The sequence below is a fragment of the Methylibium sp. genome, assembly GCF_035762065.1.
In the GTDB taxonomy this organism is placed as follows: domain Bacteria; phylum Pseudomonadota; class Gammaproteobacteria; order Burkholderiales; family Burkholderiaceae_C; genus Methylibium.
The window spans coordinates 200870-212183 of the sequence record NZ_DASTPW010000043.1 but is presented as its reverse complement, the minus strand read 5'-3'; the positions used below and the strand labels follow the sequence as shown (position 1 = coordinate 212183).

Below are 11314 nucleotides of genomic sequence, written 5' to 3'. Positions count from 1 at the left end.
GTTTACGGTGACCCGACGGTGCATCCGCAGAAGGAGAATTACTGGGGCCACGTGAACCCGGTGGGCGCGCGCTCGTGCTACGACGAAGGCAAGCGCTGCGCCGAGACGCTCTTCTTCGACTACCGCCGCCAGCACAACGTGTCCATCATGGTGATCATGCCGTCTAGCAGGTCGTCCACGTAGCAGAAGCTGCGCGTCTGCTGGCCGTCGCCGTAGATGGTGATGTCCTCGCCCTTGAGCGCCTGCACGATGAAGTTGCTCACCACGCGGCCGTCGTTCGGATGCATGCGCGGGCCGTAGGTGTTGAAGATGCGCACGACCTTGATGCGCAGCTTGTGCTGGCGGTGGTAATCGAAGAACAGCGTCTCGGCGCAGCGCTTGCCTTCGTCGTAGCAGCTGCGCGGGCCGATCGGGTTGACGCGCCCCCAGTAGGCCTCGGGTTGCGGATGCACTTCGGGGTCGCCGTAGACCTCGCTGGTCGATGCCTGCAGGATGCGCGCGCGCACGCGCTTGGCGAGGCCCAGCATGTTGATTGCGCCGTGCACGCTGGTCTTGGTGGTCTGGACCGGGTCGTACTGGTAGTGGATCGGCGAGGCCGGGCAGGCGAAGTTGTAGATGTCGTCGACCTCGACGTAGAGCGGGAAGGTCACGTCGTGGCGCATCAGCTCGAAGCCGGCGCGGCCGATCAGGTGCTCAACGTTGCGGCGCCGGCCGGTGAAGAAGTTGTCGACACAGAGCACTTCGCAGCCGGCGTCGAGCAATCGCTCGCAGAGGTGGCTGCCGAGGAAGCCGGCTCCGCCGGTCACGAGCACGCGGCGGGTGGGGTTGTAATTTCTCATCGGGAGGTTCCGGCTGACGAAGCGGGGAGCGGCGCGGGCGGCGCTTCGGGCGTCGAAGGTCGCCAGGGAAGTATCCAGTGCAGCAGCGCGGCGGCGCCTGCGTAGAGCAGGAAGCGCTGGGGCTGGTCGCGCAGGAAGAAGGCCAGCCTTGCGGCCAGCGAATCGGCCGAGAGGCCATACAGGAACACCGACCACGCGATGCACACCGCGAGCGGCGACAGCAGCAGCGCGCCGTCGCGGTCGGTGCGCGAAAGCACGTCGAGCATCAGGTAGACGCCGAAGCAGATCAGCACCACGACCAGCGGCGACCACCAGTCGAAGATCGCGAGGAGGTCGGCCCAGATCGAGCCGACCGCGTAGCCGCCGAGGAACTCCTCGCTCTCGGTCAGGCTGCGGTAGTGGTCGCCCACCGAGAACTCGTAGCGCTCCTTGTCGATGCCCGTGCCCAGGCGGTCGAGCAGCGGCTGCGGCAGGAAGGTCAGCAGCTTGATGCCGGTGAGCTCGGCGATCGACGCGCGTTCCTCGGCATTCAGCTGCTCGAGGATCGCGAGCATGTTGTCGTGGAACTTCGTCTCGGAGAAGCGCGCGATCAACGGGTTGTCGAGGTAGATCTCGTCGTAGGCCTGGAAGCGGCTCATGCCCTTTTCGGTGTCGCGGAAGAGTTCGAGCTTGCCGCGGTCCCCCAGCGCGGCCAGGGTCTCCTGCAGCATGTCGAGCGGCGCAAGCGACTCGCGCTGGTCGCGCACCACCACCATCGCGGTCGCGAGGTCGCGCGCACCGAAGGTGACGAGCCCGGCGCCCAGGGCGCCCGCCAACAGCAGCGCAACCACCTTCGAGGTGGCCGCGCGGTGGTCGCGCAGGCCGTAGATCAGCAGCACCAGCGCCAGCTGCATCGGCCCGACGATCATCAGCGAGCGCCCGTTGCGCGCGAGCCCGATCGCCACGAGCAGCAGCGCGTAGCCCACCAGCAGCGGCACCTGCGTGCCGATGCGGCAGTAGGCGCTGCCGTAGCGCGCGTAGAGGATCGGGATCATCGCGGGCAGCCAGGCGAACAGCCCGAAGGCCTGGAAGAGCTTGCCGCCGGCATCGCCCGCCTCGGCGCCGCCGGCGGCGATCGCCGCGGCGCCGAAAAGCGACAGCGCCCACACCGCCGCCGGCGACGGCGTGCGGTACAGGCCGAGCGGCGCGGCGACCGCATCGGACAGCGCCGAGCGCACCTGCTGCAGCGGCTGGAAGCGGCGGTAGATCCAGTGGCTCGCGAGCGCGAGCGCCTGCACGCCGCACAGCACCGCGAAGGTGGTCACCGGCAGCTTCAGGCCTTCGACCAGCGGCGTGCCGGCGAGCGACTGCGCGGTCAGCGATGCCCATTGCGTGGTGACGCACAGGCCCAGCACCGCGAGCGACGAGACCGGCGTGTCCTCGAAGGCCCGGCTGCGTTCGAGGTACTGCATCGTCGCGACGACCGAGGCGAGCACAAGCGCGCTGCAGCCGAGGTTGACGACGCCGATGTCGATCAGCACCTGGCCCGCGGCCGCGAGCACTGCGGCGGCGTTCATCGCGAGGAACAGCAGCTGCGCGAGCGTCAGGCGCGACGCGGCCTGCTGCGGCATCGGCGGCGGCACCGCGACCTCGTCTCAGTGCGACGCCGCGGCGGCAGGCAAGCGCGGCTCGAACGGCGATGGCGCCGGCTTGCCCGCGTCGGCCAACGTCTCGAGGATCAGCCGCGCGACGTCTTCGTTGCCGACGCGGTTGGCGCGCACGCGGCGCATGCCGGCTGCGCGGATGCGCGCGCGCAGCGCGTCGTCGGCCAGCAGACGCTTGCACTGCGCGGCGCAGTCGTCGGCGTCGGTCCAGAAGACGGCCTCCTCGCCGTCGCGGAACATCGAGAGGTGCTCGCCGGAGCGCTCGGCGCACAGCAGGCCGCCGCAGTAGGGCACCTCGTTCGAACGCTGCGTGTGGCCGTCGCGGTTGCCGTGCGAGAGCAGCCCCAGCACCAGTTCGGCACCCTGCAGCGCGCCGACGTAGTCGCGCCCCGACAAGGCCGGCCCGCGCCAGTGCGGCTTCACCTCGGCCCAGCGCGGCGCCTTGTGCCAGTTGTTGCCCCACACCGTGACCGGCACGCCGAGTTCGAGCAGGCGGCAGACGAAGTCGTCGCGCGCGTCGCCGGGGATCCAGGTGCCGACGAAGGCGACCTGCGAGCGCAGCGCCGGGTCGATCGCGTCGCGGGTCTCGAAGGGGCGGTGATGGACCTCGTCGTAGCCCATGACGATCGGCAGGACGCGCTCGACGCCGAAGGCGCGGTACTCGGCCTGCGGCACCCGCTCGCGCGCGTGCACCGCGACCAGGTCGTACTCGGGCAGCGCGCGGCGCAGCGTCGCGAAGCGGCGGGCGTCGCGCGGGCCGGTCGGGTCGTCGTTGCTGCGCAGCACGACCGGCGCGCCGGCGCGCTTGAGCACGCGCAAGGCCGCGCGGCCGAGCAGGTCGCCGCCGTCGACCCAGACGACGTCGGGGCGGATCGCAGCCAGGTCGAGCGACCGCACCCAGCGCAGCACGCGCGGCTGCAGCAGCCGGTAGCCGCTGCGGTAGTGCAGCGCGCCGAGCCAGCGCGACTGCGTCTTCATGCCGAGCTCGGCAGCCGGGTCGCGCACCTCGAGCGTGTGGCCCAGCCGCTGCAGCGCTTCGCCGACGTGGCGCGAGGTCTGGCGCGGATCGAAGTCGCCGAGGTACAGGATCTTCATGCCGCGAGCCCCGGGGCGCCGACGGGTGCGGCCGTGCTGCGCGAGGCCGCCAGGCGCCGGTACAGCGCCAGCGCCTGTGCGCCGTACTCGCGCCAGCCGCCGAGGCTGCGCACGCGCTCCAGCGCGAGCCGGCCCATCGCGGCGCGCTCCTCGGGATGGTCGGCCATCCATTGCAGGCGCTCGGTGAGAGCGTCGCCGTCGCGGGCCGGGACGATGAAACCTTCGACGCCGTCGTCGAACAGCTCCTCGGCGCCCGAATGCGTGGTGCCGATCACCGGGCAGCCGCAGGCCATCGCCTGCGCCTGGACCATCGCCAGCCCCTCCTGCACGCTCGGCAGCACCAGCAGGTGGCTGCGGCTCATGCGGTCGACCAGCCGGGGCAGCGGCAGGTGGCCGAGCAGTTGCGCGTCGTCGGCCCAGGTGCCGCGGCGCTTCAGGTGATCGACCAGTGCCGGATCGATCGCCCCGGCGAAGCTCAGGCTCTTGGCCGGGTGCTGCAGCTTCTTGTACGACTCGATCAGGTAGGGCACGCCCTTCTGCAGCGAGAAGGCGGCGACGCACAGCACGTCGAAGCGCTCCGGATCCGGCGCCGCGGTCGCGCGGTAGCGGCTCAGGTCCACCCCCAGCCGCAGCCGGTGGACCTTGTGCGCCGGCACGCCCTGCTCGGCGAAGCTGCGCACGACGAAGCCCGAAGGCACCGCGACCGCGTCGGCCTGCGCGTACTCGGCCTCCTCGCGCTCGATCACGCGCGGGTCGATGCCGTCGAAGCGCAGCCCCCAGCGCTCGAACTCCTCGCGCAGGATGCGGTCCTGGGTGCGGATGTGTGCCGAGGCGCGGTCGCAGACGTAGCGCGCGCCGCGCGCCTGCGCGGCGCGCCCGCTCTCCAGGCTGCTGCCCGACATGCCGACCAGCACGTCGAGCAGCTGCGGCAGGTTGCGCGCGACGTGGCGGTCGAAGCGCGTCTTGGCCTCCCACTCCCAGCGCCGCACCGCGCGCAGGCCGAGCATGTCGCGCCGGCGCAGCGCCATGTAGGGCGCATGCAGCCAGGGAAAGGTGTGGATCCGCTCGGCCGGCAGCTCCTCGCCGCGCAGCTTGAAGCGCGGGTAGGAGGTGAACACCTCGGCCTGGACGCCCTGCGCCTGCAGCGCCCGTGCGAGGTCGAAGGTGTAGAACTTGCCGTTCGCCGTCAGCGCGAGGTTCATGGTCGTCGAAGGCCTGCGGCCGCAGGGTGTCGAGTGTTCAGAAGTCGTTCATCACGACACCGGCGAAGCGCTCGGTGTTCTTCGTGACCTGCTCGATCAGCTGTTGCAGCTTGCCGATCGGCGTGCGGTCGCGCCGGCCGATCGCGAGCGCGGCGCCGCAGCGGCTGGCGATCACGCGCGCATCGGGCCCGTGCCACGCGGCGGGCGTGTCGACGATCACGTACTCGAAGTTGCGCAACGCGCCCTTGAGCATCGCGGCGAAGCTCGGCCGCTGCACCAGTTCGGAAGGGTTCGGCGGCGCGGCGCCGACCGGCAGCAGGTAAAGGCTGGGCAGCGTCGCGGCCGGCCGCACCACGCTCGCCTGCGAACGGCCCGAGAGGATGGCGCTCAGGCCGCCGGTACGTCCTGCTTCGCCGTCGAGGCCGAACATCCGGTGCAGCCGGGGGGTGCGCATGTCGGCGTCGATCAGCAGCGTGCGTGCGCCGAGCTGGCTGAACGCGACCGCGAGGTTCGCCGCGAAGAAGCTCTTGCCCTCGCCCACGCCGGCCGACAGCACCGCCAGCGCGCGCCGCCCGCCGCCTTCGAGCACGTTCATCAGCAGCTGGGTGCGCATCTCGCGGAACAGCTCGGCCGCGTCGCCGAACGGCTCGCGCGCGACGACCAGTTCCTCCGACAGCTTGCCGTCGCCTTCGGGCACGTAGGCGTACTGGAACTGCTGGCTCAGCGCCCACATGACGTCGTCGGGCTCGACCAGGCCGAGCGCGACCGCTGCCTCGCCGAATTTCTGGCCGTGCTGCGACTGGCGCGCGAGCACCTCGTCGATCTGCTCGCGGCTCAGGTGCTTGGTCGCGCGCAGGATCTCGCCGATCAATTGGTCCTGCAGTTCGGAGCGGGCCGCGTCGTCGATGTCGAAGTCGGGTGTCGAGGACGCCCGCATCGTGCGCACCGGGCTGCCCGTCGCGGCGCCCGCCGCGTGCTCCTGGCCGGCCGAGGGATAGACGTAGGGCTGCAAGAAGCCGGGCACGGTCGAAGGCGGGCCGGTGTCGGGCTCGGGCGCGGCTTCCGGCTCCGTGTGGAGGTCGGCCGGGAAGTCGGCGCTCGGCTCGGCGGCCGGCAGGCGCTCGTGGCGTGCGCCGCGCCGGGCCGACATGGCCCGCGCGGCTTCGTCGTCGATCACCGTCATCTCGGCCGCGGCCGGCGCGGCGGCGGCCGGCGAAGCTGTCTCGGCGGACACCGGCACGGCCGGCGGCGCGATCACGGGCAGGGGAGACGACAGGTTGCGCTGCCTTCGCTTGCGACTCACGCTCGCATTTCCTTCCGCTTGGATAGACCGCAGGGCGGCAAGGACCGCCGCGTCGGGCAGAACCATAACCGGCCCGGATGTCGGCGCGAGCGCGGTTCGCCCGCGGCATGGCGCCGCGGCGCCGCTCAAGCTAGGGCTTGCGCCCTCGGCGCGCTTCGCGCAGGCGCTGCGAGCGGCTCAGCCGCGCGACTCGAGCAGCCCGGCCACCCGCCCCGGCAGCAACGCGGCGATGCCCTTCGGCCGCGCTTCGGCGCGCCGGCCGATCGCGGGCAGCGTGCCGAGCAGCGGCTGCCTGAGCAGCTGGGCGACGTCGAACTCGCTGCGCAGGCGGCGATCGCGCAGTTCGCGCACGCACATCGTCGCGACCGCCAGCAGGCCGCCGAACACCAGCGCGAGCGCCAGCGACTTGCGCAGGCCCATCGAAGACGGCCGCGTCGGCTCGACCGCCGATTCGAGCCGCGCGACGTTGGTCAGCCCGGCCTGGCTCTCCAGGCTGGCCGATCCGGCCCGCGCGACGACGCCGTCGTAGGCCTTCTGCGCGTTCTCGACATCGCGCAGCAGCACCGCGGCCTCGTCGCGCTGCTCGCGCATCTTCAAGAGCTTCGCGCGCTGCTCCTTCAGCGCCGCCTGCAGCTGAGCGACGCGGCCCTGGTTGATGCTGTTCGCGACGTTCAGGCTGCCCGAGATGCGGTTCGTCTCGACGCCGATGCGCCGGCGCAGCTCGCCGATGCTTTCGCGGGTCTCGATCACCTGGGGGTGGCGATCCCCGAGCCGCGAGCTCAGCTCCTTGAGCTTCGCCTCCTGGCGCGACAGGTCGGCCGTCAGGCCGCTGATCAACGGGCTGGCCAGCACCTCCTGCATGCGCTCGGCGTTCGTCGCCGCCTGCGCCTGGCGCCCGCCCGATTCCGCCGCGACCGCCTGCAGCGCGGTGAGCTGCGTCGAGAGCTCGTTCAGGCGCGCGGTCTCGACGTCCATGCGCTCGTCGGTCGCGAGCAGGCCTTTCTCGCGCTGGTAGCCCGACAGCCGGGCCTGCGCCTCTTCGAGCTTGTCGCGCAGCTGCTTGGCGCGCTGGTCGAAGAAGACGCTGTACTGCCGGGCCGGGTCGGTGCGCAGATCGACCGAGAGATCCAGGTAGGCCTGCACGAAGGCATTGGCCGCCTGCGCGGCGAACGTCGGGTCACCCGCGGTGAAGGCGACGTTGATGACGTTGGAGCCGCGCGAGGGCCGCACGTCGAGCGCCTGGCCGAGCGCCTGCGCGCCCCAGAGCTCCATCGGCGTCGCGCCCCGGGTCGCGTCGAGCCACTGCGCGCGGATCGTCGGGTTGTTCTCCAGCTGCAGCAGCTGCACGACCCGCTGCGCCGCGCGCTGGCTGCGCAGCACATCGACCTGCGTGGCCATGTAGCTCGGCGAGGTCAGCCCCTGCAGCGCCGCACCTGCGATCGGGTCCGGCGACTTGATGTCGATGATCACCGAGGCCTGGGCGGTGTAGCGCTTGGGCGTGAGCAGATGGATCAGCGCCGCCACCGCCAGCACCGCGAGCAGCACTGCGAAGCCGGAGCGCCAGCGGGCGCGGACGATGGTGGTGAATTGCTGCAGGCTCATGCGTTCGGCCCCTCGATCCGGCCGTTGGCCGCAGGGCAAAACCATAACCCGGGATCACACCGCGGCGAACCCGGCGAGCCGGTGCTCGGCTGGAACGGGCGAGTCTCGACCGGGGATCTGCTGAACAAGGGTTCGACCGGCCGTCAACCCCTGCTTCGCCGAGACACTTCCTGCACAACATTGCCGAACGCTTGGCCAGCCGCGATTTCACGCAGGCCGGCTAGGTCGGCGCGGCGGCGCGCACGCATCTGGCGCTGGCGCTCGGGCGCACGCTCGGCGGCGTCAGCTTCGGCGTGAGCGCGGTGCACCAGCAGCGCTGGGACGGCGAGCGGCAGCGGCTCTTCGCGATCAATCTCGCAGGCGGACTCGGCCCGCTCGGCACGCTGGCGGTCACTGCGCTGCGCGACGTGCAGCAGCAGCAGACGCTGCTGTCGCTGAGCCTCTTCCACGCGCTCGGCCCGCGTGCAAGCGCCGGCGCGTCCAGCACGCGCCGGCAAGGCGCCCAAGGCCGCGGCGCTCAGCACGTCGCTTCCTGGCAGCAGGCGCTGCCGGACGGCCCGGGGCTCGGCCTTCAGCTCGCCGCCGAAGGCGGCGACATCGCGCGCGAGACCGCGCAAGTGCTGTGGCAGACCGACGCGGCGCTGCTCAGCGCGGGCGTCTCGCACCGCAGCGGCGGCAGTGACGCCCGCGCCGGCGTCAGCGGTGGCATCGCCTGGCTAGGCAACGAGCTGTTCGCGAGCCGGCGCATCGACGGCAGCTTCGCGGTCGTCGAAGTCGGTGGCTACCCGAACTTGCAGGTGCTGCACGACCACCGCCCGGTCGCCCGCACCGACGCGCGAGGCCGCGCGCTCGTGCCCAGCCTGCGCGGCAACGAATCGAACCGCATCGCGATCGATCCCGGCGACCTGCCGTTCGACGCCGAGGTCGAGGCGACCGAACTGTTCGTGCAGCCGCCGGCGCGCAGCGGCATCGTGGTCGCGTTGCCGGTGCGCCGGACGCGGGCCGCCAGCTTCCGGCTGGTGGGCCGCGACGGCCAGGCGGTGCCGGCCGGCAGCCGGCTGCAAGCTGAAGGCGACGCGCGCAGTTTTCCGATCGGCTTTGACGGCCGTGCCTTCGCCTTCGGCCTGGCCGCGAACAGCACGCTGATCGCCCGCTGGCCCGGTCATGCCTGCCGCGCGCAGCTGACGCTGCCGCCGCCCGGTGGCGAAACACCGGACCTGGGGACGCTGCAATGCGAGTGAACCTGCGTGTGCTGCGTGCGCTGCTCGTCGCCGTCGCCGCGCTGGCGTCGGCCGGCGTGGTGCAGGCGCTGTGCCTCGGCCCGCTGTGCAGTTGCAGCGCGAGCACCGCCCCGGTCACCTTCGGCGCGGTCAATCCATTGGCGGCCGGCCCGAGCGATTCGACGGGCCAGGTGCGCGTCTCCTGCGGCGGCGTGGCGGGCCTGTTGATCCCGTACCGGATCGCGCTGAGCGGCGGTGGCGGGCCGAGCATCGGCGCGCGCCGGCTGACGAGCGGCGCGAACAGCCTCGCGTACGGCCTGTTTGCCGACCCGGCCCGGCTCGTCACCTGGGGCGACGCGAGCGGCGGCACGGTCGTGTCCGGCTCGATCCTGCTCGACGTGCTGGGGCTGTCGCCGACGGTCACGCACACGGTTTACGGGCGAATACCGGCGGGGCAGAACTCGGCGATCCCGGGCAGCTACGTCGACACGATCACCGTGACCGTGACCTACGACTGAAGCGCGCTCAACTCGAAGCGGGCCGTCTCGGCAGCACGAAGGCGAAGCGCGCGCCCTCGCCCGGCCGGCCCTCCGCCCAGACGCTGCCGCCGTGGCGGTGCACGACGCGCTTGACGATCGACAGCCCGACGCCGGTGCCGGGGAAGTCCGATGCGCGATGCAGCCGCTGGAAGGTGCCGAAGAGCCGGCCGGCCTGCGACATGTCGAAGCCGGCACCGTTGTCGGCGACGCTGAATTCATGCCCCGCCTCGGTCGCCCGGCACTGCAGCTCGACGCGCGGCTGCGCGGCCTTGGCGCTGAACTTGAGCGCGTTGGCGATCAGGTTCAGCCACACCTGGCGCAGCAGCACCGCGTCGCCATGAACCTCGGGCAGAGGGTGGACAACGAGTTCAGCGCGCTCGGCTTCGGCAGCGCCGGCGGCCCCGGGACGGCGCAGCTCGGCGACCACCTCGTCGACCAGCGCTTGCATCGACACCGGCTCCATCGTCATCTCGCTCTGCTCGACCAGCGCCAGGGACAGCAGCTCGTCGGTGAGCCGGCGCAGGCGATCGCACTCGCGCACCACCTCGCCGAGCAGCCGGCGGGTGCCGGCATCGAGCCGCTCGCCCTGCTGCTCGACCAGGTGGCGCAGCACCAGGCCGATCGAGCCGATCGGCCCCTTCAAGTCGTGCGAGACGCTGTGGCTGAAGCTGCGCAGGTCCTCGTTGGCCTGGTTCAGCGACCCGGTGCGCTGGGCGACCCGCGCTTCGAGCGAGGCGTTCAGGCCGACGAGTTCGTGCTCGCGCTCGCGCAGGTGCGTCAGCAGCGTGCCGAGCGAGGCGGCGAGCTGCTCGACCTCGTCGTCGTCGGCAGGCGCGGCGCCGCCGCCGCGCTGCGCCGAGATGCGCGCCGCCTGCTGCGCCACCGCGCGCAGCGGCGCCGTCAGCCGGCCGGCGAGCCACCAGCCGACGATGCCGAACAGCAGCGTCGCCAGCAGGCCGAGCGCCCAGATCCGGCTGCGCAGCCGCTCGGCCGGTGCGAGCGCGGTATCCACCGGCTGGCGCGCGACGATGGTCCAGTCGAACACGCGCTTGCCTTGCGCATCGCCGGCACGGGCGGTCGCGCTCAGGTAGGCCTTGCCGTCGCTCCATTCGACGATCGCGGGCCCGACTTCCAGACGGCGCAGCACTTCGACGGCCGGCGCGGCCGGGCCCATGATCGTGCCGGCCGGGCCGTGGATCGAGATCTCGACGCGGTTCGCCGGATCGGTCGCCTTCAAGGCCTCGGCACGCCGCTCCTGCACCCAGGCGAGCGTGAGATGCGCGCCGATCACGCCTTCGACGCGGCCGTCGCGAAACAGCGGCGCGGCGAAGTCGACCAGCCGCAGCGGCTCGCCGTTTGGCTGCGGACCGAGCAGCGAGGCCAGCAGCATCGCCTCGTGCACGTCGCCCGTGAAGGCGCGTTGCAGCCCGGCGGCGAACCAGGGCCGCTTGGAGACGTCGCGCCCTTCGAGCAGCCCCTGCGTGCCGGCGACAACCGTGCCGTCCGGTCGCGCGACGCCGATCCAGCTGTAGTACGGAAAGGAGCTCTGCAGCCGGTCGACCATCGCGCGCCAGCGCTCGGGCTCGAGCCGCGTCTCGAAGAGGTTCTCCAGGTTCGCGAGGTTCTGGATCTCGCGAAAGCGTTCGGCCAGGCCGGCATCGAGCCCGAAGGCGAGCCGGTCGGCGAGCTGCTCGATCGCGGCGCCGGCGTCGCGCTGCGCCTGGTCGCGCGCCTGCTCGCCCGACAGCACGCCGACCGCGGCGAACAGCACCAGCGCGAGCGACGAGAACGCCACGCCGATGCGCAAGCGCGAACTGCGGAAGTGCTTGGGAAGCGTCATGCGCAAGCGGGCCGGGATGCGCCCGATTCTG

At 72.0% G+C, this 11314-nt stretch carries 9 protein-coding genes and 1 pseudogene; 3 read left to right on the top strand and 7 right to left on the bottom strand.

All coding sequences use genetic code 11. The features are described 5' to 3' along the window. Nucleotides 1-18: 18 nt before the first annotated feature. On the top strand, nt 19-183 hold the full coding sequence (locus tag VFR90_RS12455; RefSeq protein WP_414676530.1) for a hypothetical protein: 165 nt from the start codon (nt 19-21) through the stop codon (nt 181-183). On the opposite strand, the pseudogene VFR90_RS12450 reads toward VFR90_RS12455, so the two are convergent. The 6 genes and pseudogenes from VFR90_RS12450 to epsF all read right to left on the bottom strand — a co-directional run. Beyond that, nucleotides 138-839: pseudogene (locus tag VFR90_RS12450) on the bottom strand (UDP-glucuronic acid decarboxylase family protein); the annotation flags it as partial. The gene VFR90_RS12455 and the pseudogene VFR90_RS12450 overlap by 46 nt on opposite strands. Continuing rightward, nucleotides 836-2461 (bottom strand): hypothetical protein, encoded by a 1626-nt coding sequence (locus VFR90_RS12445; RefSeq protein WP_326406455.1) that lies wholly within the window; start codon nt 2459-2461, stop codon nt 836-838. The gene VFR90_RS12445 and the pseudogene VFR90_RS12450, both read right to left, overlap by 4 nt. Nucleotides 2462-2473: 12 nt before the next feature. Then, nucleotides 2474-3577: a CgeB family protein gene (locus VFR90_RS12440; RefSeq protein WP_326406454.1), complete on the bottom strand. Its 1104-nt coding sequence runs from the start codon at nt 3575-3577 to the stop codon at nt 2474-2476. Next, nucleotides 3574-4779: a glycosyltransferase family 4 protein gene (locus VFR90_RS12435; protein ID WP_326406453.1), complete on the bottom strand. Its 1206-nt coding sequence runs from the start codon at nt 4777-4779 to the stop codon at nt 3574-3576. Before VFR90_RS12435 ends, VFR90_RS12440 begins: the two co-directional genes overlap by 4 nt. A gap of 37 nt (nt 4780-4816) precedes the next feature. Then, complete coding sequence (locus tag VFR90_RS12430; protein WP_326406452.1) at nt 4817-6082, bottom strand: polysaccharide biosynthesis tyrosine autokinase; 1266 nt, start codon at nt 6080-6082, stop codon at nt 4817-4819. Between the two features lie 177 nt (nt 6083-6259). Next, a complete protein-coding gene (epsF, locus tag VFR90_RS12425) occupies nt 6260-7684 on the bottom strand; it encodes a chain length determinant protein EpsF (protein WP_326406451.1) in 1425 nt (474 codons plus the stop codon). 248 nt (nt 7685-7932) lie between these two features. Here epsF and VFR90_RS12420 point away from each other — a divergent pair, with 248 nt between their 5' ends. Next, nucleotides 7933-8925 (top strand): fimbria/pilus outer membrane usher protein, encoded by a 993-nt coding sequence (locus VFR90_RS12420; protein WP_326406460.1) that lies wholly within the window; start codon nt 7933-7935, stop codon nt 8923-8925. Beyond that, nucleotides 8916-9422, top strand: a complete 507-nt coding sequence (locus tag VFR90_RS12415; protein ID WP_326406450.1) for a Csu type fimbrial protein — start codon at nt 8916-8918, stop codon at nt 9420-9422. The genes VFR90_RS12420 and VFR90_RS12415 overlap by 10 nt, the downstream gene beginning before the upstream one ends. Nucleotides 9423-9429: 7 nt before the next feature. On the opposite strand, the gene VFR90_RS12410 is transcribed toward VFR90_RS12415, so the two are convergent. After that, nucleotides 9430-11283 carry a sensor histidine kinase gene (locus tag VFR90_RS12410; RefSeq protein WP_326406449.1) on the bottom strand — a complete coding sequence of 618 codons (1854 nt, stop codon included), beginning with the start codon at nt 11281-11283 and terminating at the stop codon, nt 9430-9432. Nucleotides 11284-11314 lie beyond the last annotated feature (31 nt).

Bases quoted from the DNA above. Each gene is read 5' to 3' on its own strand.
- VFR90_RS12440 (WP_326406454.1), bottom strand. From the start codon at position 3,577: ATGAAGATCCTGTACCTCGGCGACTTCGATCCGCGCCAGACCTCGCGC.
- VFR90_RS12435 (WP_326406453.1), bottom strand. From the start codon at position 4,779: ATGAACCTCGCGCTGACGGCGAACGGCAAGTTCTACACCTTCGACCTC.
- epsF (WP_326406451.1), bottom strand. From the start codon at position 7,684: ATGAGCCTGCAGCAATTCACCACCATCGTCCGCGCCCGCTGGCGCTCC.
- VFR90_RS12415 (WP_326406450.1), top strand. From the start codon at position 8,916: ATGCGAGTGAACCTGCGTGTGCTGCGTGCGCTGCTCGTCGCCGTCGCC.
- VFR90_RS12410 (WP_326406449.1), bottom strand. From the start codon at position 11,283: ATGACGCTTCCCAAGCACTTCCGCAGTTCGCGCTTGCGCATCGGCGTG.